Source organism: Pseudoalteromonas sp. ATL1 (genome assembly GCF_058933015.1).
Window position 1 is genome coordinate 2454228 of record NZ_JBZYXL010000001.1, and the last position, 22728, is coordinate 2476955.

A 22728-nucleotide genomic window follows, 5' to 3' on the forward strand; every position below is an offset into this window, starting at 1 on the left:
GTTACTGGCATACCACGCTAAATATTTTGGCAATCTACCAGTAACTGACGAGAGCTTGGCACAGGCGCTTTACCTAGAAACATCACAGCAAGAAAACTTTGTAACCGCCGTAAATAACGGCATTTGCACTGCATTAGGCGGCGAGTAATTAATGGCAACACTCAGCAAATTAGACAAGCTTACTTATTCAATCGGCATCATTGACAAAGTCACTGGGCCGGTTAATAAAGTCATGGCTAAAATTAATCAGCTGAGCCAGCAAACCGCCGCCGCCCAAGATCAAATGATGCGCGGCGCAGCCACTGCCGTCGGTGGTGGTTACGCCCTTGCAAAATCACTTGCGCCCGCTATTGATCACGTTGCCGCTTTAGGTGAAGTGCAATCATTAGGCGTTGCCGACGACGCATTGCAAAAACTAACCAAAACATCATATGAATTTGGCTTTCAGTTCGGTGGTAACTCTGCCGAGTTTGTACGCAGCGCCTACGATATTCAATCAGCCATTGCAGGTTTAACAGGCGATGAGCTATCAGAATTTACTAAAACATCAAATATGTTAGCGGTAGCCACCAAAGCCGATGCAGCAACAATCACCAGCTACATGGGCACCATGTATGGCATATTTGAAAAAACAGCCAACAAAATGGGCAAGGCCAACTGGGTAAACCAAATAGCAGGCCAAACCGCCACCGCCGTTCAGCTATACAAAACCACCGGTGCAGAAATGCAAGCCGCGTTTTCAAACCTTGGGGCGACTGCGACAAACATTGGCTTAAGCTCGGCTCAACAATTCGCGTTAGTGGGTGAACTGCAACTGGTTGCTAAATCAGGATCAGTGGCTGGTACACAAGCGGCTTCATTATTACAAGGGATTGGTAAAGCGCAAGATGCATTAGGCATAAAATTAACCGCTGATAACGGCGACATGCTCGCGATTGATGTGGTGCTAGGGCGTATTAATGAACGGCTATCATCACTGGGTTCTGTAGCGCGTGGTGATGTACTGACCCAAATATTTGGTAAACAAGGTGCAAAAGCTGTTGATGTACTCAGTACTAAAGTAGACAAATTAAAAGATGGCATCACCGTTTTTGAAAACGTGCAAGACAACTCCAAAGCCTTGGAAATGGCAAACATAATTGCCAGCCCATGGGATCGTTTAGGCGGTTCATTTAATGCAGCGGCTACCGCAATGGGTAACCGCTTATTGCCAGTGGTTGAGCCGTTCGTTGAAATGCTCGCTGCCGGCTTTGCGGGCATTGTGTCACTGACTGAGCGATTCCCATTTTTATCAAGCGTTATTTCAACACTGGTTGTGGTTATCGTCGCGCTGATCACGGTTCATGGCATCATTATTTTTACGATGGGCCTGTATAAAATGGCGCTTGTTTCAACTGCCGCGCTAACAGGTGGCTTAAGCGTATTAACAAAACTATGGCAGGGGGCGTTAATCGCACTGCGTGTATTGGGCTTTTTATCACTCATTGCCACGATGGGCGCAGCGGCCATTGCCATTGGAACATTTAAAGCGGTGATGCTCGCAGGTCAAGCTGCAACGTGGTTGTTTAATGCGGCGCTTTGGGCAAACCCTATTACGTGGGTGGTAGCAGGTGTTATTGCACTCATCGCAGCCGTTGGGGCACTTATCTATTATTGGGATGATTTAGTGGCTGCGTTTCAAAATACCGCGTGGGGCAAAGTATTAATGGTGGTGTTTGATAGTGTGAAAGCGGCCTTTAATGGGGTAATTGATAGCGTTAAATGGGTGCTTGAAAAACTCGGCCTGATTGACGATACAGAGGCAAAAATAAAAACAGAGGCAACCTCAACACACGAAAACATTAACCGTGCTCAGCCTAGCAATTTAGTCATGCAAAATGCAAATCAAGCGTTCAGCCGCGACTACGGTCAAGCCGTGATCAATAAAGCCGCGCAAGTACCAGGCAATGGCAACGCCAACGATGCTGCAGTGAATGATATTACATATTCAAATCGAACGCAGTTAAACGCAGGCCAAACGAATAATGTTATTAACTCAGCATTACAAAGTAGTCATGCCATTGAGCAAACAAATAACGCGCTAAATAACAGTGCTGTAGGTTCAGTTGTAGCAAATGAACACACCAGCGCAGTAACCACAGCCACGAACGATAGCGTAAAATCAACAAGCGCCAAAACTGCCAACATCAATAACAGCGCTATTTACTCGGCTGTTAACGATGCTGTGTATTCAACAAGCACAGCAATGAGCAATGCAACTAACCCAACATTGCAAAATAGCATTGCTACAAACCAATCACATAACGCGCTTACTCAAACCAGCGCGTTAAATAACCGCGCCATAAATTCAGTTGTAGCAAATGCACACACTAACGCAGTAACCACAGCTGCGAACGGTGTCGCAAACTCAACTAGTGCAACAACGGCCAACAAAAATAACAGCGCTATTAACTCAGCATTACAATACAGCCCAACTACACATAACTATGCTGGCCATATTGCACAATCAACGCCGTTCGCACCGCAATCAGCGCTGCAAAATACAGCTAACAGCACAGCTGATAATTTTACTAACGCGGCTAACTCGCCTGTATTTGATAGATCAAGTGTGCAACTTGCGAGTGTAAGCCAAGTTGTAGAGCCTTTGCAGCCGCTCCCAACCAACAAAACAGATCAGGTAATTACTAACGCAGTAAACACCAGCGCATACAAAGTTGAGCAGTTAAACGCAAAGCAGCAACAGCAAAGCAATAGCTATAAAGCCAAAGTGCAAAAGTCAGCATTTTTACAAAACCTAAACAAAAACACAAACAACAGCAACTCAAGCGAGAGCGATAACCGTAAGAGTGTGCACATTGATAGCTTAACGATTAAGTCAGACGACGTAGCGCAGAGCTTTGAGCAAATGATGGAGTTAGCCGGCTAATGGATTTTGATATTGCACTACACATAGATTTAGCTGTTGAAGATAACGACTTTGTGCTTAACGACTCGTTAGACCCTGCAACATTAAAAAAAGCAGATGTTATCACGCAGGATATAAAACACCGAATTTTAGAAAGTGGTCTATTAACCAAGCTCGTTGGCCTGCGCAATAAAAATGGCATTGCCCCAATTTTAACAGAGCTTGAATTACTTACAGAGCAAGATAACCGCATAAAGCCAGGCACTATAAAAGTGTACAAAAATGACGACGGTACGCTCAGCATCAATGCGCAAACGCGCCAATACGGAGGCCTACAAAGTGGACTTTAAAACCCTAATGCAAAATGCAGGCTTGCCAATGGATGAACAAACCGCACAAGCGCAATGGCAACAGCAGTTAAAAGAGCAAAATATTCAGGTAGCAAACGATTCACCATTCGGCCCGTTTTGGCGTACTGTTGAAGCGTTGATCACAAAGCCAGTCGTTAAGTTATTTAATTGGATAGCCCAGCAATTAATGCCTGACTTATTTATTATGACCGCCAGCCGCACTGCATTGATTGAACGCCACGGCCCGGCGCGTAATGTATTTATTCAAGCAGGCGTAAAAGCACAAGGCATACTCACGTTCACCCGTATCAATACTGAAGGTGAAAGCGCTATTGTTGCTGGTACCCAGGTGGTAACTGACGTGTTAGGTGATACTGTTTATAAGCTCACCCTGTTGCAAGATGTTTATTTTAGTGACGCCCAAAGCACCGCGCATGGTCAAGCTGAGGCTACCGATACAGGCGCCGCATTTAACTTACCAGCTCATGCTTATCGCTACTTTTACGAACAGCAAGACGGGATCACAGTAACCAACAATAACGATTGGCTAATTAAGCCAGGTTCCGATGATGAAAGCACCGAGCATTACCGCTTAAGGATTCGTAATGTGTTTGGCACCGCAGCACGATGGCATATCAACGCAGTATACAAACAAATTATCGCAAATTTTGGCGTACCGATAGATAACATTGAAATACAAAATGGCGCACCTCGTGGCCCTGGCACTGCTAACGCGTATATTTATTTAGATGTAGGCCCCGTGCCAACGGCATTACTGAGCGCGATTAACCAGCACATTCGCACCGCAGGCCATCATGGTTTAGGTGACGACTTTTTGGTTTACGCCATGGCAACCACGGGCTTTGATATTACCGCAAAGTATAAATTGCACCCGCAGAGTGCCAGCATTCAAAGCAAGCTTGAAACATTTATACAAGCAGCTTTTAGGCAAAATGCAGCCTACGCCCCCACGCGAGTAGCACATCAAACGATATTCAGCATTAGCCAATTAATAGCAGAATGCCACGAGCAATTTAGCGAACTTAAATCAATCAAATTTGATATCGACGATATAACAGCGGCCAACTGGCTGCCGGTTCTTACATCATTAACAGTCAGCGAGGTAGCAAATGACTAATCAAATTGCTATCTGGTTAAACAAAGGCTATGCAGAAAAGCTGGTAAAAGCAGCAACTGGCTATTGGGAAAAATCTCGGGATTACGTTATGTGGGCTGTTAACCAAAAAGACGAGTCACAAAACGAAGAGCCTGTCCTCGGTTTTCTCGCGTGGGAGCGCTTAACCCATCGCTTAGATGATGAACCAATCGATTTATATCGCAAGCGCGTACAGTATGCACTAGTTAACACCATTGACGCTGGGGAAATTGCGTCAGTTAAAAGTATTTTTGACCGCTTGGGGCTAGAAGTGCTTAACGTTCGTGAGCGAATAGATGGCCGAGACTGGGATATTATCGGCATTGATATGACTGATACAACGTTAGCTGGTAATACAGATTTATTGCCAGAGTTAATACAGCTTTATGGCCGAACATGTCGCCGCTACGAATTAACGGTTCATAACAAAGCAGATGTACTACTCAGTGTTGGGCAAACGCACGTGCAGTGGGATAGCTGCCATATTGCTCACCCACTACGTTTAGAAGCTCAAAATAAAGCCCAGCAACAATACAGCCACGGTTTTACAGACTTGCAAAACGAAAGTAGCCACGCGCCAATGCATGCAATAACGCACAACGTAAAGCACACACTGCCTACTGAGTTGCTATATCAATTTTTAGGGCTCGATAACTTAGTTAGCAACACCGCACGCCAAGCAATAACTACCGATGTACAGCATGTTATTGCCGCACATCATCACTATGGATTTTTAAGTAAAGAGGGCGGTGTCAGTGTCGCCAAGGAGATACTATGAGCGAAGCCATCACCGGCATTATGACCAACGCCGGTAAAAACTACATAACTACCCGAGCACTTGAAAACAAAGGGCTTGATGTAAAAGAGCTGGTGTTTGCAAACATACCAAATTTAAACGAGCACGCCGAGCGTAACCCAAACGAGCAAATGCCGAGCTCGTTAAGAATAACGCATCGCCGCAACATTGATGTGTCTGGCTATGTAGACGCAAACACCGTTGCATGGGCCGTAGTGCTAGAGCAAGACATCGGCGACTTTGACTACAACTGGATAGGCCTAGTAACGCAAGATGGCACACTATTAGCCATTGATTACTTACCCCTCCAGCGCAAACGCCAAGGTGTAAACAACGTACACAACCGATCGTTTGTGCTTAAGTTCGCCGCCGCTGCGGCATTAGCGCGTATCACTATCCCAGCCCAATCGTGGATGTTTGATTACAGCCCGCAAATAGATGCGCTAAACGCGCTATCGCTAACTACAGCAACAGCGCAGGTAAATAACATGTACCGCACGTTGCGTAACTTTTTCTTAATGTCAGATTTTACAGTATTTACTAAGGAACTATGATGAACATTGAACAAGTCAACGAAATCGTAACAGCGGCAGATCGTGTGGTTACAGCGGTAGAAAACAAAGCCGCCGAAATAGATACTAAAACTGCCGCGCTAGCCAGCGACTACAACGAAAAAAAGGCCGCACTTGATCAGCAAGTCGCCGCAAACTCGGCGCAACTGGCTATCGTTGCATCAGACGGTTACCGTAAAGCAATCGAAGATGCGTCAGGTGGCCGCAACACTGTAGTAATTGACGAGCAAGGCAATCCAAATGTCATGGTGCGAATCCCCCGTTTTAATTACGAAGACATCAACCAAGCTATTCTTGACCGCTTGGGTGTTGACTTAATGCTAGGCACAGGTACACCAACCATGTTCCAGCGCAACGGCGAGCAAATGGGGGAGGTTCTTATTGCTAAATATCTTGCATCATCAGGAGCTAATGGCGGCTGCTCAGTAATTGGTGGTGTTCAGCCGCGTACATCAGTTCATTACGATGTAGCAAAAGCGCTGTGTAACAATAAGGGCGAAGGCTGGCACATGATGAGCATACACGAATGGGCTGCAATAGCGCTATGGTCACTAGCTAACGACACAGTGCCGCGTGGCAATACAAACTATGGCCGCAGTCACGAAAATAAATTAGAGACAGCGCGTCGTAACGATGATGGCATACCGGGAGATGCGGCGGGTCTTGCAAGAACCGACACCGGGAAAGGTCCTGCAACATGGTCGCACGACCACACAGAATGGGGTATTCAAGATCTTGTTGGTAACGTGTGGGAGTGGTTAGACCAAATGATGCTTAGCGAAGGCCAAGTAATCACCACGCTAGATAACAACTCAGAAATCGTAGAGCAAAACTGGATCAAGCATTCAGCTTATTTTGATTCACCAGTCGCAAACACAGAAGGCCCCGGCAGCGCTGGATCTCCAGTGCTTAACAGCGCAATTACAAACCGTAACGGCCCAGTCGGCGAAGATAGTAACGACAACCCGTATTTAACAAATAGCCATTTTGCAGCAATTACAAAATCAGAAACGTATCAAAAAGTCGAGATTTTGCGACGCTTGCTTATTGAGTCTGAATCAACCACAACCGTGCCTGGTGCAATCTACTGCCGAAATTATGGCAATCGATTCCCGCTGCGTGGCGGCAACTGGAGCTATGGCTCGAACGCGGGCCTGGGCGCGCTCCACCTCAGCTATGGCCGTTCGCTTGTGAGCAGTAATATCGGTTTTCGTCCCGCTTTCTTTGCGTAATTGGTTATTGAAATTTGAACCCCGGGCGATAGCCCGGGAACAACATAAAAGGAGATTAATTTGACCGCGCTAGCAATAGAAGAAAAATGCAGAGATATTAATAAACCAATGCGTGCAATCGTGGTTAGGCCATGCAAGCCACGCCAACACGCACAGCATAAAGCTAAAGTTATTTGACACTCCATTTAAAAGGTAAAACTATGTTTACTTATATTTATAAGGGCGAACGCCATAGCAACACCACCGCTGAGTACATGAAAAGCCTAGGCATGGACCAAGAGCAAGTCGACTCTGTATTAAATCAGGAGCAGTTTGAGCTAAGCCAAAATATTGAAAAGCGCCAAGCTGCATACAAAGCCGAGTCAGATCCATTATTTATGGAAGCGCAATACGACGGCACGCCAGAGTTACACCAAAAGTGGCAAGACAAAGTAACCGAAATCAAAGCGCGTTACCCACTTCCTGAAAATGCATAAACTAGCGCTTTGCTACCACCAAACTGCCGCCCCTTGTTCTATGCAAGTGGGCGCGCGGTTGATTGAGTCTGCAATTAAAGATAACTCGCGCACCGATAAACCAACAAGCCATGGTGGTTTGTTGTTATCAGTAAGTGCTGCAGATCCAGCAGTACTAGCCAGTAAGTTGGAATCAATAAACGAATACTGCCCGATCCCTGAGTTTATCGCCTGCGCCCAGCATGCCAAAAGTCAAAGCACTTTAGAGCAAAGCAAGCTCGAAACATATGACAGTCAAAGTATCGAATGGCAAACAAATACCCTACAAAATTTATCGCCTTTACGCGATCAGCTAATAGCTGACGAGCTCGCGGCGGTCGATGATAGTGGCAAGGAATTAATTACTACCATTGATGATGCATTAACCCAAACAGCAGAGCTAAAAACAGCCCGCGACGAGCGACTAAATCAAGCGCAATTCACGGCTAAAAGTAGCGGTGTAGATGTGCAATTAATAACAGCCGGCACAGCAACGCAGTTAGCCGACTCAGTTGCTAGCAAAGGCAATGACCGTAATTATTGGGCAATGTGCTTATTCGTTGGCGAACTGGGCGAACTTAATAAAATTAAAGAGGTTTTATGAGCATAGCAATTGACGGCTGGAACATACCGGGGTTTGAAACCCGTGTTGATGCATCGGTAAAACTCGCCGGTGGTGACATGTCGGGGTTTGGTAGTTTTGCACTAAGTAGTGATCAAGGTGTTAAGCCTGGTTTAATTACTGTAAAAACAAAAATCCCGATGCTGGAGGAAAGCGAGCTAGCAGATCTTATCGCAAAATCAAAAGCACTAGACGAAAACGGCGCCCGTGTTATTTACACAATTACTAATGCACTGGCTGAGTCTTATAAAATTCGTAAAGCAAAATTTGACGGTGAAGTAAAAGCCACCGAGCTTGAAGAAAAGCGCGCATGGCAAGTAACATTTAAACTAGTAGAGGTGCAATCAGTATCCGAGCGCGAGCAACAGCAGCTAGACGAACAAGCCAGCACCAACGCAGAGCCACAAGCAACAACCAGTAACGACGATGTGCAAAACAAATTCAACGAGGTAGAAGGGCCATGAGCACCCGCCTATCTAACACCTTAAAAATAGCGGGTCAGCCGGTTACTAACATAGTAGCTAAAACCGTGCAGCTAGATATTGCCAGCACAGGCCGCGCAAAGTTTGAAGTGGTTACAGAGCAAGAGCCAAGAGGATTAGTAGAGCTACACCTAGGGTATACGCTCGATAATATGATCCCGTATTTTCTCGGCGTCATAGAATCAAAACATCAAGCTAATGGCCGATGGTATTTAACATGCCGTGAATTACTCGGCGCGTTAAGTTTCTCTGCACCGTTGGCGGTTCGACACCCAACAATTAAAGCGGTGCTTGATGAATTGGCGAAGCTCGGTGTTGAGTTTGTAACGCCAGAGAACGCAGAATATTTAAATAAAATAGCCCCCGCTTTTTATCACAGCGGCACAGGCATCGAAGCGCTAAGGCAAATTGGTAAAGTATGGGGCATTAATGATTTTATATTCCAACAACGCCCAGACGGCAAAATATTTGTAGGCAGTTGGCATGACTCCCGTTGGCCGCTCGCAGCTATCAATGACTTTCCGGAGCACACAATAACCGCTAAAAGCTCAACTACTGGCGAGTTAATCGCTATCCCAAAACTACGACCAGGCATAAAACTAAATGGCCGATATATTACCGAAGTAACCTTAATCAACGACAGGATGCACATACGATGGTCAAACAAGCCATTAAACGCCTAATACAGCGCTACTTTCCAGAGTTAAACGAGCGTAAACATTTGCCGCAATTGGCACGCATAGAAAAACTATACGACCTGCCAAGTGACGCCGCTGCAATCAGCACAGCGTTTAGGCCGCTAAAAGCCGCCGACGTACAGCTATTAAACCCGCTAACGGGTGAGCCAGTAGCCGTGCCCGTATTTCAGCAAGTAACACTAAGCACAGGCCAAGCGTCCGATCACGGATTACTAAACGAACCAACGCCAGGCATGCATTGTTTAATACAATATATTGATGGCTTAAATAGCCACCCCGTGATCACGAGCCTATTGCCATGGCAAAGCTTAGTGCCAGCGCATAAACGCACAGACGTAACACTACAGCAAAGTAGCCGTAGTAAATTACAGGGCCGAGACGGTAATTGGCACTTTTCAACCGATGGAGATATAACCCAAACGAGCGATACCAGCACGATTAAATCGCGCAACCGAGGTGAAAATTACCATCAACGCAACTGTAGCATAGATACGCATGACATATTAAAGATCGATGGCAATCAAATAACCGAAGTGATGGGCGCATACAAAGCATTGGCGGGTGAGAAAGCATTAATCGTTGCACTAGAAGGGGTGTTAATTGGCAGTAAAAAACAGGTAGATATTGAAGCGACTGAAAACACGAATATAACTACGCTTAAAACGCTACATGCTAAGGCTACCGAACTGGCAAAAGTAGAAGGCGCAACAGTGTGGGTAGGTAATGAGTCAGTTAATGCATTGAAAATATTATCCGATCTGATTGCTATTGTGAGTGATACCAATAAAACGTTAGCAGCCCATATTCACCCTCCTGGAAAACCACCCGCAGAGTCAGGGGATTTTTCATCATACTCAGCGGATGCAAAATCGTTAAAAAGTGATCTAGATCCGATTGTGGGTTAAGTTACCCACAGATTTTGTGACTAAGCTGTGCATACCCAACCATATATATGCCGATTGGAAGCCTCAAGTGTGCAACGATAACACCCTATTGCGAACGATTCTCATTACTGTTATAATGTAATTATGAACCGACAAGAACTATAACTATTAAGTCGTTTCATTCACTCCTAGAAAACCAATCTCGTTTTTGTATTTTTACTGCTGTCTTACTAAAGAATTGCGGTATTTTTCTGCGTGAAATCCATACTCTTTCTCAATTAATACTATGTCCAACATAAGCTTCGTTGGTGGCAATCGTGTGGCTTAAGCTGAAATGAATTGGTGGCGCTAGGATCATATAAAAATAAATATAGGAGTCTTAATATGACCCAAAAAAATAAACCTAGTGACAACACAACCACTGAAAATGACTTTCAAAAAGGCGTGAAACAAGGATTTGTTTCTTGGTTGATTCGAGAGCTGCTAGAAACATTGTTCAATTGAATCTGATCTATCAAATTGCAAAGGCTGGTGAAGCCTTTGCACTCCAAAGGACATTTCCAATATCACCAATAAACTCAATACCTGTAGTTTTCAGTGTTTGTTTAATATACTACATTGGAATTGGGTGTAAATCTGGTGTCATATGCCATTCACTAAAGGTCACAAGCCAGTTAGAAAAAGGCTTGTTTCTGATGCTGTTAAGCGGTGTAGTGTGACCTTCCTACTTAGGCCTTATGCCTATTTAAATCAACTTTGATTTATATTGAATGCTTCACCAAGTGTTCTATCTGCCAAGCCCAGCTTATCAACACACAGGCCAATAAACTCACCTGAGAGCGCCCCGCGATTTAACAGGTTAATTAGCCGCTTTTCTTCTATTTCCTTTGGCTCTGTACCGTACAGCTCCAAATAAAGCGCTTTTGTTCCACCCATTTTTTTGCGTTCTGCTTTTAAAAAGCTTCTCAACGCTTCTACGTAATGTGGGTTGTCGTCTAACTTCTTTGGCAATGTCTTATCGTCCAATTATGTAATCTCGCGATCCTAGTATCTTTTATTAAATAAATCAAAAATGATGTAAAAATCAATTGAAATAAATCAACTTTGATTTATGATGTATACATCAAAGTTGATTTATTCAATAAGGAGTAACCATGCTTTTACCAGGTGAAATCGTAGTTGATAACTTTGCAGGTGGAGGCGGGGCAAGCACTGGTATTGAACTAGGACTTGAACGACACGTTGATATTGCTATCAACCATGATCCTGCTGCGATAGATATGCACAAATTGAATCATCCAGAGACCGAACATTATTGCGAGTCAGTGTGGGACGTTGATCCGGTATCTGCTTGTCGTGGCAGACCTGTTGGTTTTGCTTGGTTTTGCTTGGTTTTGCTTGGTTTTCGCCTGATTGTAAGCACTTTTCGCGAGCAAAAGGCGCTACTCCTGTAGATAAAAATATAAGGGGCCTTGCATGGGTAGCAATCAATTGGGCAGCTCAAGTGCCTGTTAGGGTTATAGCACTTGAAAACGTTGAAGAGTTTCTTACGTGGGGGCCTGTTGTTGATGGAAAACCATGTAAAGAAAGGCGTGGACAAACTTTTGAGGGCTTTGTTGCAGCACTTTCTAATGGGTTGGAGAAAAGTCACGCTGCATACAAAGACGTTTACGAGTCGCTTTTTCGATGTAACTACAACATAACAAAAAAGCTCGCTATTTATAAATCTATCAAGCGTGGTCTAGGGTATAAGGTAGAGTGGAAAATACTTTCTGCGTGTGATTATGGTGCACCTACTACACGCAAGCGTTTGTTTATGGTTGCGAGAAATGATAGCCAACCCATAGCTTGGCCAAAACCAACGCATGGCGAGGGGTTACTACCATATAAAACGGCCGCAGATATTATTGATTGGAGCATTCCTGTTCGTTCTATTTTTAACAGAAAGCGTCCTTTAGCAGAGAATACACTGAAGCGAATAGCTAAAGGGTTAGAGAGATTTGTAATTAATTCGAACGATCCATTCGTTGTACCTGGTGAATGTTCAACTCCATTTATTACCGAACATGCAAATGCCAGTAATCAACGAAATATGTCAGCAAATGAACCACTAAGAACGATATGCGCCCAGGTTAAAGGCGGTCATTTTGCTTTAGTTTCTGCGCATATTGCTAAGCACTACACAGGTGTAAATGGCTCAGATATAAAAGAACCATTACATACAGTCACAGCGAAAGATCATAACGCTCTTGTGACCAGTCATATGATAAAAATGCGTGGGACAAATATTGGACATGGTACTAATGAACCCGTTCACACTATTTCTGCCGGCGGTTTTCATATTGGTGAGGTTCGAGCGTTTTTAGTTGAGTATTACGGTGCAGGAAACGCGCACAGAGTAGATAAGCCTTTGCATACAGTGACGACCAGAGACCGCTTTGGTTTGGTTACGATTCAAGGTGAAGACTATCAAATAGTTGATATAGGCATGCGTATGCTTGAACCGCATGAGCTGTTTGCCGCTCAGGGTTTTCCTGTAGACTATATTATTGGTCACGATAGTGAGGGCAACAAACTGTCAAAAGCAAGCCAAGTTGCCCGGTGTGGTAACGCAGTTTGTCCGCCAATTGCTCAAGCAATTGTAGAGGCGAACTTTAGTTCAAATGCAAGCCAAGTTGCGGCTTAATAAACGGGCGCTTAGCGCCCCATTGGAATACGGGGGCAGATAATGTCTAGTGAGTGTGTATCAGAAGAGCAGTACAAAACGATTATGAAACGCATAGATGAACTGATAGATATGGGTGAAGGCAATCTAAGCGAAACTGAATTTAAGGAACTAGACGCGCTGGCTGATCTGGCTGTCGCTTATGAAGAAGTTCACTTTAAATTTTAAATTGGAAAACGGGAACTGTTATGGCTACTAAAGTACCATTTTCACGCTTAACTGCAAAGCAAGCGAAAACATGGCTTATGCAAAATGACGAAGATGGAGCCGCCCTTTGGTCGAGTGTTAAAAGTAAAAAAGACTTGGTTGATAGTGTTAGTGATAACTTGGCTCATTTTGGTATTAAAGAGCAATCGGGTGATGTGATAATCACAAGTAATCAAGAGTGTTTTCAGGACGATTTTATTCGTCAGTATCATAACTCTTATCGTTAATTATCAGACGTTGGAATAATTATGACTGAATTAATTGCTAGTAACTTCTACGCACCGACAGTGCATGATGACGAGTACGGAAATTTGATTTGCTTTCACCATGCCAGATTAACTAAAAATGAGTGCGAGCAAAGCGTTATGAAAGTGGCATTGAGAGAAGGTTTTACTGGAACTCTAAATGAGCGGATGACTGAGCTTGGGTGGGAAATAAAGCAGTTTTCAGCAATGGAAATACCGTTGAAATAATTGAGTTGGAATAACAGAGTAAATTGTTAAATAATGAGTTGATAAAAGTGTGTATGGCTGTGTGTATGTGATTTATTGCTAAATTAATTTGTTGTTAAAAGTCAGCGCTTTATGGTTCTTATCTCATAATCATACCAGTAAATTGTGGGACCGTTTGGGCTTTGTTCTTGTATTGCCATTTAGGGGGATAAACCTTTCTTATTCATTATGTTGAGTCAACAATTTTTATAAAGTGACCACATATGCAAAACACTAATCACCATTGTCGCATAATGTGGGGGAGTGGGTAAAACGCAAAATTATTCTAAGGAGTTGGTGCAAACGGTTTACCATCTTATAATTTGCGCATCTTCTTGTTTATTCTTACCTAAACATTAATGCTTCGGCGCAACGCCATTAAGCTGCTGAGGCTTTTTAAAAACGAGCTCGGTTAGGTTTTTATTCGACATAGTGCTGAGTGTTTTAAAATCCAATTTACCGGTCACTTTAATACCTTGACTCTTTTGAAACTCAATAATGGCTGATTGTAGCTCTTTGCTCATAACCGCTTTGTTTTGTTGTGGATCGAATTGAGTTGCGGTTGCAACTGAGAAATATTTGCCAGCGCTATCATAGGCGTTTTTCTCAATAACCGTTTTATTAAAAGCACTGTTGGTTTTTACTCTCGCTCTCATTTCTGTGTAAGCCATGGCAGCACTACCGAAGTCACCAACGTCAAGGCTCACTTGAGCATTCGCATATAAGTTCAACTCATATTCGGCTGATTGCAGGTAAACTGTTTTATCAACCAGCGGGCATCGGATCTCTTTTTGGTAATAATTTGAATCAAACGGTAAAATTTTTACTCGTTCCAACAACTCACAGTTGAACGGTTTCAATATGTAGCCGTTTTTGCCCGTTTGAGATACCGGATATTGCTGGTTATTAACGGTCACTTTTTGGATTGTTGTTTCCACACCTTGAGTCGTATCTTTGTCTACAATGCGCAAAGCTTCTTTTTTGGGGCTAGCAAAAGTCAGCTCGGGAACCAGTAAAGTTAATATAAGAATACATTTCATGACGGCATCTCCAACCATTTTCTTTTAAGTGCGACGATGTAAATTAAAATTAATGTGAGCCAAAAGAAAAACAAGCAAATCAGAATTGTGAGTTTGTTTTTTACGAGATAAGTTTCAAGCGACTTATTCGTTAAGTTCACAGGGCTAGTGCTTTGTACAAACAGTTCCGAATTTGTATATGAATCAGTTTTTAGTAACAATACAATTTTTGAGTTTGGGTGTATTTGGGGTACTTGGTATCTGGCAGAGCCTTTGTTCTCGCACTTGGGTGGGACCGTATCAGATAGTTTTACGTTGGGCGCAGACCATCGAACCACTGGAGGATGTTTACAAAGGGGCTTGGCAAGCTTCAAGTGAAAGAATAAATCTGTGAACATAGATTTGTTGGAGACATTCGTTAATGTATATTCAAGTTCTCCAGTATTTTGAACGTACCGAACATTCGTGATCTCAATAATTGGGTTGTCACTGAGTTCTTCAGTTAGTTGATTAATTGTCCACGCAAGAATCGAGAACAAGATCGTCATCAAATAGGGGATCTGTGCCATTTCGAAGTCTAATCCTTAGTAAAATGAGCATCTGTATTCGTTTAAAACTTAATATAGTTCATGAATACATCGGTCTTGCTGTCTTTTGTATTCATGGTGTTCAGTAAATGAGAGTAGCACATATAGATACAAAATTTGTTAATTAACCTTGATGAGCTGCGGATAAGAGTTGTGTTTCATTTCATTCAGGACGGGTGATTATGGGGTCTCTATGAAAATAGGTAATTAGCTATGTATGCTTTAAGTGCAAAAAGAGGTGCTGATCACTAAACTTATGAAGGACTATCGCTACAGAACCCATTTATGTCACGTGCCTTATTATATTTGGTTTGTTTAAGTGCATTGTTTACTTCGTGTGTTGCCAATACCAATAGCAGCCAATTACTAGTATTTACAGAACATTTTCCACCCTATACCGTGGTTGAAAAGGAGGGCAAGCTCACGGGTAGAGCCGTATCTCAGGTAAAGCAAGCTTTGGCTTTAGCTGGATTTGAGTCAAACATTGAGGTTATCCCTTGGGCGCGTGCCTACGAAATGGTGTTGGTGAAACCAAACGTACTGTTGTTTTCCATGGCAAAAACCCAGCAGCGTATCGCGCATTTTCATTGGCTTTATCAAATCACCACGCTTAAATACGATTTCTATTCATTACCAGATACCCGAGTAAAAGTCTCAAGTATTGATGACGCGCTTAAGTATTCAACCGTTGCGATCAGAGGCAGTTATGAGGAAGGAAAACTGCTTAGTCTAGGGTTTAAACTGGGAGATAATTTGGTGTTGGTGGCGAATATGGAAAGCGCGTGGCAAATGTTAAACAAAAGAAGAGTTCAGACTATATTTGCATCTCATGTGCCTGAACAACGCAATACCGCTGGCAAAAAACACATCTATAAAAGACATAAAGCAATTGATGACCGTCATGAATTGTATGTGGTTGCGAGTTTGGCGACGCCTGATAAAACGGTGAATGCACTTAAAGCGGCATTTGAAGTCATAGCACAGGAAGCGCTTATTCATCCATAATAGGCGCTTGTAAGGTAACAAAAATTTTACTTTAAACTACACTAAAACATTGAGTAGTTGAGACTTTTGGTGATGAGCGAATGTTAAAGGGCGTTGTTTTATCTTTGATAGCCTACTTGCTGCTGGCAGGGAGTGTTCAAGCGAGTCTCTTAAACCCCGCCGAACCTTGTGGTGCCAAAAAGCTTTCAATTGCATGGCATCCCTATAAACCATTTTCCTATTTGACCGACGACAGTGACCAACCGGTTGGTAACGATATTGCGCTGATCAGTGCCGTTCTTAATAACATGAAATGTAAATATGAGTTTGTACGAATGACTTGGAAGCGCACTTTAGTAGAAGTTGAAAGAGGGCACATTGATATTGGTATGTATGCGTATAAAACGAAAAGTAGGAAAGGGTTTTACTTTTCAAAACCGTACCGCAACGAAGCTGTGCGAGTTGCTGTATTAGCAAAAAATGCGCACAAGTGGTCGGTTCATAAACTTGCGGATTTGAATACACAAGGTGTTGTGGTCGCAACGGACAAGCATACTTGGTATGGCAAGGAGTTTGAAGACTACTTAAAAGCAGCCAAAAAGGCCCAGATATTTCATATTCATGGCTTACAAAATAGGTTGGACATGCTCGTGGCGGAGCGAGTTGATGCGGTTGTTGGCGATCCCATTACCATGCGTTTGTATATGAAAGAAGCGCACAACGACGTACTGCATATTTATCCTTATAAAATTTATGACGAGCCCGTACATTTTATTTTCGGTAAGGCATCGGCTGATATTAACGATGTGTTTTTATCACGTTTTAACGATGAACTATCCAAATTAATGAGCACGACAGCCGATTAGTTTTGAAACTCATTGTGTTTAATTAGTGTTCGGTTACGCGCAAATAGCGATTAAAATCACGCTTTTTTCAATTTACCCAAGACACTGCGGCTGAAAAAGCCGATAATCAGCTACTATGACTTTTTACCAGTGACAGACCTTTACTTTGAAGGTGTTTGGTTAGCGCAATATGGGATTTTACAATGGAAATTAAAGTTAATTTTCTAGACAACTTAAGATTAGAGGCTAAGTTTGACGACTTTTCGGTGATTGCCGATCAGCCAATTCGTTATAAAGGAGATGGCTCAGCGCCGAGTCCGTTCGATTATTTCTTGGCGTCATCAGCTTTGTGTGCAGCTTACTTTGTGAAAGTTTACTGTAATGCTCGTGAGATCCCAACTGATGGTATACGTTTGTCACAAAACAATATTGTTGACCCTGAGAATCGTTACAACCAAATTTTTCAAATTCAAGTCGAGTTGCCAGAGAGCATTTCAGACAAAGATCGCGAAGGTATTTTGCGTTCGATAGATCGTTGTACGGTTAAAAAAGTGGTACAGACGGGCCCTGAGTTCAAGATTGAAACCGTAGAAAACTTAGATGAAGATGCTCAAGCGATGTTGATGACAACGCCTGATGGATCGTCAACTACGTTTATAGAGGGTAAGGATTTACCACTTGAGCAAACCATCGCAGATATGACAGGCATTCTAGCTGAGCTGGGCATGAAGATTGAGATCTCATCTTGGCGCAACATTGTTCCAAACGTTTGGTCATTGCATATTCGCGATGCTGCGTCGCCTATGTGTTTTACCAACGGTAAAGGCGCAACAAAAGAAAGCGCATTATGTTCTGCGCTCGGTGAGTTTATTGAGCGTTTAAACTGTAACTTTTTCTATAATGACCAGTTTTTAGGCCAAGAAATCGCTAACAGCGAGTTTGTTCATTATCCAAATGAAAAATGGTTTAAGCCCGGTGTTGATGATGCACTACCTGAAGGTATTTTGGACGAATATTGTCGCGAAATTTATGACCCTGAAGGGGAGTTGCGTGGCTCTCACTTAATCGATACCAACTCAGGTAACATTGAACGTGGCATTTGTTCTATTCCTTACGTGCGCCAGTCTGATGGTGAGACAGTTTATTTCCCTTCAAACCTGATTGAAAACTTGTTCTTAAGTAATGGCATGAGTGCAGGTAACAACTTCAACGAAGCAAAAGTGCAGTGTTTATCGGAAATCTTTGAGCGTGCGGTAAAACGTCAAATCATCGAGCAAGAAATTGTGCTGCCGGACGTGCCGCAAGAGGTACTTAACAAGTATCCGAGTATTGTTGCAGGTATTGAAGGGCTTGAAGCGCAAGGATTTCCAGTTGTCGTTAAAGATGCTTCATTAGGCGGGCAGTTCCCCGTTATGTGTGTGACGCTCATGAATCCAAAAACGGGCGGTGTATTTGCCTCATTTGGTGCACACCCAAGTTTTGAAGTGGCATTAGAGCGCAGCTTAACTGAATTATTGCAAGGTCGAAGCTTTGAAGGTCTAAACGATGTCCCTAAGCCGACATTCAACAGCATGGCGGTAACTGAGCCTGAAAACTTTGTTGAGCACTTTATTGACTCAACCGGCGTTATTTCATGGCGCTTTTTCAGTGCAAAGTACGATTATGATTTTGTTGAGTGGGACTTCTCGGGCACAAACGAGGAAGAAAGTGACACTTTATTTGGCATTTTAAAAGACTTAGGCAAAGAGTGCTATGTGGCTGAATTTTCGGATTTAGGCACGGCGTGTCGTATCTTAGTACCTGACTATTCAGAAGTGTATCCAGTTGAAGATTTAATATGGGATAACACCAACAAAGCCCTTCAGTACCGTGAAGATGTTTTGAACTTACATCGTTTAGATGATGATCAACTTGTTAACTTGGTTGAGCGTTTAGAAGAAAGCCAGCTTGATAACTACATTGACATCATTACTTTAATTGGTGTTGAGTTTGACGAAAATACCGTTTGGGGCCAACTGACGATTCTTGAGCTTAAAATTTTAATTTACCTAGCGTTAGGTGAATTGGAAGAGGCGATTGAATTAGTTGAAAGCTTCTTGCAGTACAACGATAACACTGTAGAGCGTGGTTTGTTCTACCAAGCGGTTCACGCAGTGCTTGAAGTCACTTTGGATGAAGAGCTTGAGCTTGAAGATTATATGACAAGCTTTGAGCGCATGTTTGGTGTTGAAGTGATGGAAAACGTTGTCGGTTCAGTAATGGGCGATACACGTTTTTATGGTCTTACTGAGACGAATATGGCCCTTGATGGACTAGACAAGCATTTACGTTTGATAGATAGTTATAAAAAGCTGCACGCTGCAAGAGCACAAAAAGCAAAAGCTTAAGCAAAATTAGAAATGAAAAAGCCAGCAAGATTTTGCTGGTTTTTTTGTGCCAAGAGCCTTACCCAAATTTAATTTTTGAACATCATAGATTCAACTTGTTTGAGCAACGGTGTTAGATCTGCTTCCGAGTTAGTAAATATAATAACGGCATTTTTTTTAGTCGGTTCCATAATCACTTCTGCTCGCGCGCCCAAGTCGGCACCACCGTGTTGGTAGTACAGGGTACTATTTACTTTATCCAAAAACCAAGTGAAAGACTTATCTTTATCGTTGATGTTGATATTGGGCGTCATCAATGAAGTTGTTGATTGTTTTAATGGAAATGTGCCTTTGTTGGCGTTGAAGTATGCCAAAATTAGATTTGTGTAGTCTCTTATAGAGGTTCTGAGTAAACCTGCGGGAAAGTCAGGATAGCCGTTAAAACCTTTAAAAACCAATGTCTCATCAGCGGTGCTGTATGTTTTGGAAACTTGATCTTCGTTCATATGACTCAATAAATATGATGAATTGGTCATGTTCAGAGCGGTGAACAAATTGGCGGTGAGGTATTGGTTAAAACTCACGCCTGAAACATGTTCAATGATTAAACCTAACAGTGCGTATCCGGTATTTGAGTAATCGTAAACCTTGTAGTTTTCTATTTTTTCATAATTTTCGGATGAATAGTGTTTTCCGCCTTTAACTAAATAACGCTTTAAAAACGACTCTAAGCGCTCTTTTGGGTCGCCAACGGGGTTGGACCAATAGGGTAAATAAACACGCTCGTTGTCTAGAATGCCTGAAGTGTGATTTAAAAGCTCTGCAATGGTAATTTTGTCATTTGGGTGATGTGGGTTAACTACTTTAAAAGGAAGATAGACATTGATGTCTTCATGCAAAGATACTCGGTTATTTTGCAAAAGATGAAAAATGGCCATACCGGTTACGGTCTTACTGACAGAAGCAATGTGATAAGGCGTATCAATGTTGGCGGTTTTATTATTCTCCACATCACGAAGCCCATATGCGCCAATGTGTACGATTTTTCCAAAAGAGATAACGGATATTGCAATTGAGGGGATGTTTTTATTGGTTAACTCTGCGTTAACAAGCGTGTTGATATTTTGACTAGCGAATACGGTGGCTGTCTTGAGTAAAACGAAAAGACCAATAGCTAATTTCTTCATCTGTTTCCTTAACGGATATTGTAATTTTTTTGGCACCATATCACGGTTATGTACCGAAATATATTAGATCCATATTTTTGTTACAGTGTTCACCTAGAATAAATCGTAGAGCGGAGTAAGTTGGGGCGAATTTGCTTGTTATAATGAGTTTTCGTCGCTTAGAGCGTTCATTTTCTTAAACGCATTCAACAGTTTGTCAACGGTAGCTGGATCGGTTTTGATACTAACTGCGATGTATAATTCTAATTCATCAACAACAAGAGGGTGTCGCTTAAATCCGTGTAAACTCGTATGAAGGATTTTAGGCGGAACAATAGAAGCATATATCGCTTGCGCTCTATCCTTGTTAACCATTCGCCATGCATGCTCAAAATCATTTACGAGGACTAAGTTGCTATCCAATCTAAATCCTAGTTCTTTTAATTTGTCAGCCTCGTAACTGCCTCTCACAGCAACTTGAATGTATTTACGCGCGTCATGGATACTGTCAATTTCTACGTCCTGTTTGTTTTTAGGGGAGTAAAAATAAAACTTTAAGTTCCCTAGCTTTTGAACCCAATGAAATAGTTGTTCTCTGGGCTTTGTGCGCGCAATTGAAAAAATCACCACGTTTGGCTCTTTGAGCGCTAATTCGTAGGCTCTAGCCCATGGCATGACTTCGATGTCATATTGAAAATCAGTTTGTGCTAGCGCACTGTTAACGATGTGATAGGCTTTACCTGTTATGACTTTGTTATTTTTAACTATTTGATATGGTGGGAAATGTTCAGTGACTACTTTGATAGGTGTGTTTGAATAGGCCACACTAGATAACGTGACCAGTATAAACACTGTCATGCAACGAGAAAATATCCGCATACATTTTCCATGAAAAGTTAACTATTAAACTGTAGTCAGAGGTTTAAATCTTGGCGAAAGGTCCCAGTTATTATATTAAGGATTTAAGGGTAAACCCGTAAACTATTTGTTTACATGTTAGAGGCTACCAAGGTTTTTTTATCAGATCTAGCTTTAAACATGACATGTTGATGAGATTTCTACTCGAGGGTAAAACTAATGCAAGCCGGACTTGAATATAATGCAAAGTTAGCGCTGAGCGCTAAGCCTGAAAAATATGCATTGGTCGCAGAGGGTGGCGGGCAAAAGGGGATTTTTACTGCGGGCGCACTTGATGCATTTTTAGAAGCGAGGTTTTGGCCCTTTGATCTTAAAGTTGGTGTATCTGCTGGAGCACAAAACTTGGCAGCATTTTCCGCTCGTGCCCACCAATTTGCCCATAAAGCCATTGTGCAGTTAACTACGCACGATGCATTTTTTAATCCGAGCAAATTCTTTACTGATGGTAAAGTCATCGATCTAGATTGGTACTTTTCACAGGTTCATCATAACCCTCAATTAAGCACAATCACCGACCCACATAATTTACTCAAAGAGAGTGAGTTTTACGCAGTTGCTACCGATTCAGAAACGTTGCAGGCTCACTATCTACATACTTGGCATGACAACATGCTTGAACATTTAAAAGCCTCAAGTGCAATTCCGTTTTTATACCAAGGCGGCGTTAGGGTGGGCGATATGACTTATATGGATGGGGGAGTGGCTGATCCCTTACCTGTGCAGTGGGCATATCAGCAAGGCGCTAAAAAAATTCTGATAGTGAGAACATTTGAAGCGCATCACAATGGCAACATGCCTCTATTGGACAGGTTAAAGCCCTTAATGAGCCGATTGAAGCAGTCACAAAAGATGCTCGAGTTATATGATTATCATCAGGCACAATATGCTGATTCGCTTGAGTTTATTAATAACCCGCCGACAGATGTCACAATTATGCAAATTGCGCCAAATAGGCCGTTACAAAGTATGGTATTGGGATCATCAACCACTATGTTGCAATACGACTATTTACTTGGTTTGCGCCAAGGCAGAAACTTTTTACGTCAATGGCGCAAAGTATCGTCATAATTATTCAATGAGGAATAAAGTTATCATTTTTGTTTTAACTTTATGCTAACTCTGTACGAATTACCCCCGTTTTTAGCGCGAGAAATAGACTGCTTACAGACGTCATTTGTAAATTTATTGGGTACATTGTTGTGACTTTGGCCCGTTATTGAGTAATAGCT

At 42.6% G+C, this 22728-nt stretch carries 23 protein-coding genes and 1 pseudogene; 20 read left to right on the plus strand and 4 right to left on the minus strand.

Features of this window, described 5'->3' with window-relative positions:
• Positions 1–4: 4 nt before the first annotated feature.
• From AC5FX4_RS11120 to AC5FX4_RS11175, 12 genes are all read left to right on the plus strand, one after another.
• Positions 5–148 carry a DUF6890 family protein gene (locus tag AC5FX4_RS11120; RefSeq protein ID WP_409076818.1) on the plus strand — a complete coding sequence of 48 codons (144 nt, stop codon included), beginning with the start codon at positions 5–7 and terminating at the stop codon, positions 146–148.
• Positions 149–151: 3 nt separating this feature from the next.
• The gene (locus AC5FX4_RS11125; protein ID WP_493606456.1) at positions 152–2926 is read left to right on the plus strand and encodes a phage tail tape measure protein; all 2775 of its coding nucleotides are present in this window, start codon (positions 152–154) and stop codon (positions 2924–2926) included.
• Positions 2926–3255 (plus strand): DUF2590 family protein, encoded by a 330-nt coding sequence (locus tag AC5FX4_RS11130; protein ID WP_493606457.1) that lies wholly within the window; start codon positions 2926–2928, stop codon positions 3253–3255. Before AC5FX4_RS11125 ends, AC5FX4_RS11130 begins: the two co-directional genes overlap by 1 nt.
• The gene (locus AC5FX4_RS11135; RefSeq protein ID WP_493607811.1) at positions 3245–4393 is read left to right on the plus strand and encodes a baseplate J/gp47 family protein; all 1149 of its coding nucleotides are present in this window, start codon (positions 3245–3247) and stop codon (positions 4391–4393) included. Before AC5FX4_RS11130 ends, AC5FX4_RS11135 begins: the two co-directional genes overlap by 11 nt.
• Positions 4386–5189, plus strand: a complete 804-nt coding sequence (locus AC5FX4_RS11140; protein WP_493606458.1) for a hypothetical protein — start codon at positions 4386–4388, stop codon at positions 5187–5189. The genes AC5FX4_RS11135 and AC5FX4_RS11140 overlap by 8 nt, the downstream gene beginning before the upstream one ends.
• Positions 5186–5761: a phage tail-collar fiber domain-containing protein gene (locus AC5FX4_RS11145; RefSeq protein WP_493606459.1), complete on the plus strand. Its 576-nt coding sequence runs from the start codon at positions 5186–5188 to the stop codon at positions 5759–5761. The genes AC5FX4_RS11140 and AC5FX4_RS11145 overlap by 4 nt, the downstream gene beginning before the upstream one ends.
• A complete protein-coding gene (locus AC5FX4_RS11150) occupies positions 5761–7011 on the plus strand; it encodes an SUMF1/EgtB/PvdO family nonheme iron enzyme (protein ID WP_493606460.1) in 1251 nt (416 codons plus the stop codon). Before AC5FX4_RS11145 ends, AC5FX4_RS11150 begins: the two co-directional genes overlap by 1 nt.
• Before the next feature lie 200 nt (positions 7012–7211).
• Complete coding sequence (locus tag AC5FX4_RS11155; protein ID WP_493606461.1) at positions 7212–7487, plus strand: hypothetical protein; 276 nt, start codon at positions 7212–7214, stop codon at positions 7485–7487.
• On the plus strand, positions 7480–8109 hold the full coding sequence (locus AC5FX4_RS11160) for a hypothetical protein (RefSeq protein WP_493606462.1): 630 nt from the start codon (positions 7480–7482) through the stop codon (positions 8107–8109). Before AC5FX4_RS11155 ends, AC5FX4_RS11160 begins: the two co-directional genes overlap by 8 nt.
• Positions 8106–8591 carry a baseplate complex protein gene (locus tag AC5FX4_RS11165; protein WP_493606463.1) on the plus strand — a complete coding sequence of 162 codons (486 nt, stop codon included), beginning with the start codon at positions 8106–8108 and terminating at the stop codon, positions 8589–8591. Before AC5FX4_RS11160 ends, AC5FX4_RS11165 begins: the two co-directional genes overlap by 4 nt.
• The gene (locus tag AC5FX4_RS11170; protein ID WP_493606464.1) at positions 8588–9292 is read left to right on the plus strand and encodes a hypothetical protein; all 705 of its coding nucleotides are present in this window, start codon (positions 8588–8590) and stop codon (positions 9290–9292) included. Before AC5FX4_RS11165 ends, AC5FX4_RS11170 begins: the two co-directional genes overlap by 4 nt.
• Positions 9265–10212: a hypothetical protein gene (locus AC5FX4_RS11175; protein ID WP_493606465.1), complete on the plus strand. Its 948-nt coding sequence runs from the start codon at positions 9265–9267 to the stop codon at positions 10210–10212. The genes AC5FX4_RS11170 and AC5FX4_RS11175 overlap by 28 nt, the downstream gene beginning before the upstream one ends.
• A 729-nt stretch (positions 10213–10941) precedes the next feature.
• On the opposite strand, the gene AC5FX4_RS11180 is transcribed toward AC5FX4_RS11175, so the two are convergent.
• On the minus strand, positions 10942–11217 hold the full coding sequence (locus AC5FX4_RS11180; protein ID WP_493606466.1) for a hypothetical protein: 276 nt from the start codon (positions 11215–11217) through the stop codon (positions 10942–10944).
• Positions 11218–11345: 128 nt separating this feature from the next.
• Here AC5FX4_RS11180 and AC5FX4_RS11185 point away from each other — a divergent pair.
• From AC5FX4_RS11185 to AC5FX4_RS11200, 4 genes and pseudogenes are all read left to right on the plus strand, one after another.
• Positions 11346–12877, plus strand: a pseudogene (locus AC5FX4_RS11185) (DNA cytosine methyltransferase).
• Positions 12878–12919: 42 nt separating this feature from the next.
• Positions 12920–13084: a hypothetical protein gene (locus AC5FX4_RS11190; RefSeq protein ID WP_493606467.1), complete on the plus strand. Its 165-nt coding sequence runs from the start codon at positions 12920–12922 to the stop codon at positions 13082–13084.
• Positions 13085–13104: 20 nt separating this feature from the next.
• Positions 13105–13350, plus strand: a complete 246-nt coding sequence (locus AC5FX4_RS11195; protein WP_493606468.1) for a hypothetical protein — start codon at positions 13105–13107, stop codon at positions 13348–13350.
• Positions 13351–13371: 21 nt separating this feature from the next.
• Positions 13372–13596: a hypothetical protein gene (locus AC5FX4_RS11200; protein WP_493606469.1), complete on the plus strand. Its 225-nt coding sequence runs from the start codon at positions 13372–13374 to the stop codon at positions 13594–13596.
• Between the two features lie 374 nt (positions 13597–13970).
• Here the strand turns inward: AC5FX4_RS11200 and AC5FX4_RS11205 are convergent, their stop codons facing one another.
• On the minus strand, positions 13971–14654 hold the full coding sequence (locus AC5FX4_RS11205) for a peptidoglycan-binding domain-containing protein (RefSeq protein WP_493606470.1): 684 nt from the start codon (positions 14652–14654) through the stop codon (positions 13971–13973).
• Positions 14655–15505: 851 nt separating this feature from the next.
• Here AC5FX4_RS11205 and AC5FX4_RS11210 point away from each other — a divergent pair.
• The 3 genes from AC5FX4_RS11210 (at position 15506) to AC5FX4_RS11220 (ending at position 19436) form a co-directional block, all read left to right on the plus strand.
• Positions 15506–16225, plus strand: coding sequence for a substrate-binding periplasmic protein (locus AC5FX4_RS11210; protein ID WP_493606471.1), 720 nt, complete (start codon positions 15506–15508; stop codon positions 16223–16225).
• Between the two features lie 80 nt (positions 16226–16305).
• A complete protein-coding gene (locus AC5FX4_RS11215; protein WP_493606472.1) occupies positions 16306–17070 on the plus strand; it encodes a substrate-binding periplasmic protein in 765 nt (254 codons plus the stop codon).
• A 182-nt stretch (positions 17071–17252) separates the two neighbouring features.
• The gene (locus AC5FX4_RS11220) at positions 17253–19436 is read left to right on the plus strand and encodes an OsmC domain/YcaO domain-containing protein (RefSeq protein ID WP_493606473.1); all 2184 of its coding nucleotides are present in this window, start codon (positions 17253–17255) and stop codon (positions 19434–19436) included.
• 68 nt (positions 19437–19504) lie between these two features.
• Here the strand turns inward: AC5FX4_RS11220 and AC5FX4_RS11225 are convergent, their stop codons facing one another.
• The gene (locus tag AC5FX4_RS11225) at positions 19505–20602 is read right to left on the minus strand and encodes a serine hydrolase domain-containing protein (protein WP_493606474.1); all 1098 of its coding nucleotides are present in this window, start codon (positions 20600–20602) and stop codon (positions 19505–19507) included.
• Positions 20603–20740: 138 nt separating this feature from the next.
• The gene (locus AC5FX4_RS11230; RefSeq protein ID WP_493606475.1) at positions 20741–21439 is read right to left on the minus strand and encodes a substrate-binding periplasmic protein; all 699 of its coding nucleotides are present in this window, start codon (positions 21437–21439) and stop codon (positions 20741–20743) included.
• Positions 21440–21658: 219 nt separating this feature from the next.
• Here AC5FX4_RS11230 and AC5FX4_RS11235 point away from each other — a divergent pair, with 219 nt between their 5' ends.
• Entirely contained in the window at positions 21659–22567 is a 909-nt protein-coding gene (locus tag AC5FX4_RS11235) for a patatin-like phospholipase family protein (RefSeq protein WP_493606476.1), read from the plus strand.
• Positions 22568–22728: the final 161 nt, after the last annotated feature.

What these genes read in the sequence shown, in the direction of transcription:
- AC5FX4_RS11125 (WP_493606456.1), top strand. Translation starts at nt 152, where the DNA reads ATGGCAACACTCAGCAAATTAGACAAGCTTACTTATTCAATCGGCATC.
- AC5FX4_RS11130 (WP_493606457.1), top strand. Translation starts at nt 2,926, where the DNA reads ATGGATTTTGATATTGCACTACACATAGATTTAGCTGTTGAAGATAAC.
- AC5FX4_RS11140 (WP_493606458.1), top strand. Translation starts at nt 4,386, where the DNA reads ATGACTAATCAAATTGCTATCTGGTTAAACAAAGGCTATGCAGAAAAG.
- AC5FX4_RS11145 (WP_493606459.1), top strand. Translation starts at nt 5,186, where the DNA reads ATGAGCGAAGCCATCACCGGCATTATGACCAACGCCGGTAAAAACTAC.
- AC5FX4_RS11150 (WP_493606460.1), top strand. Translation starts at nt 5,761, where the DNA reads ATGAACATTGAACAAGTCAACGAAATCGTAACAGCGGCAGATCGTGTG.
- AC5FX4_RS11155 (WP_493606461.1), top strand. Translation starts at nt 7,212, where the DNA reads ATGTTTACTTATATTTATAAGGGCGAACGCCATAGCAACACCACCGCT.
- AC5FX4_RS11160 (WP_493606462.1), top strand. Translation starts at nt 7,480, where the DNA reads ATGCATAAACTAGCGCTTTGCTACCACCAAACTGCCGCCCCTTGTTCT.
- AC5FX4_RS11165 (WP_493606463.1), top strand. Translation starts at nt 8,106, where the DNA reads ATGAGCATAGCAATTGACGGCTGGAACATACCGGGGTTTGAAACCCGT.
- AC5FX4_RS11170 (WP_493606464.1), top strand. Translation starts at nt 8,588, where the DNA reads ATGAGCACCCGCCTATCTAACACCTTAAAAATAGCGGGTCAGCCGGTT.
- AC5FX4_RS11175 (WP_493606465.1), top strand. Translation starts at nt 9,265, where the DNA reads ATGGTCAAACAAGCCATTAAACGCCTAATACAGCGCTACTTTCCAGAG.
- AC5FX4_RS11190 (WP_493606467.1), top strand. Translation starts at nt 12,920, where the DNA reads ATGTCTAGTGAGTGTGTATCAGAAGAGCAGTACAAAACGATTATGAAA.
- AC5FX4_RS11195 (WP_493606468.1), top strand. Translation starts at nt 13,105, where the DNA reads ATGGCTACTAAAGTACCATTTTCACGCTTAACTGCAAAGCAAGCGAAA.
- AC5FX4_RS11200 (WP_493606469.1), top strand. Translation starts at nt 13,372, where the DNA reads ATGACTGAATTAATTGCTAGTAACTTCTACGCACCGACAGTGCATGAT.
- AC5FX4_RS11205 (WP_493606470.1), bottom strand. Translation starts at nt 14,654, where the DNA reads ATGAAATGTATTCTTATATTAACTTTACTGGTTCCCGAGCTGACTTTT.
- AC5FX4_RS11210 (WP_493606471.1), top strand. Translation starts at nt 15,506, where the DNA reads ATGTCACGTGCCTTATTATATTTGGTTTGTTTAAGTGCATTGTTTACT.
- AC5FX4_RS11215 (WP_493606472.1), top strand. Translation starts at nt 16,306, where the DNA reads ATGTTAAAGGGCGTTGTTTTATCTTTGATAGCCTACTTGCTGCTGGCA.
- AC5FX4_RS11220 (WP_493606473.1), top strand. Translation starts at nt 17,253, where the DNA reads ATGGAAATTAAAGTTAATTTTCTAGACAACTTAAGATTAGAGGCTAAG.
- AC5FX4_RS11225 (WP_493606474.1), bottom strand. Translation starts at nt 20,602, where the DNA reads ATGAAGAAATTAGCTATTGGTCTTTTCGTTTTACTCAAGACAGCCACC.
- AC5FX4_RS11230 (WP_493606475.1), bottom strand. Translation starts at nt 21,439, where the DNA reads ATGACAGTGTTTATACTGGTCACGTTATCTAGTGTGGCCTATTCAAAC.
- AC5FX4_RS11235 (WP_493606476.1), top strand. Translation starts at nt 21,659, where the DNA reads ATGCAAGCCGGACTTGAATATAATGCAAAGTTAGCGCTGAGCGCTAAG.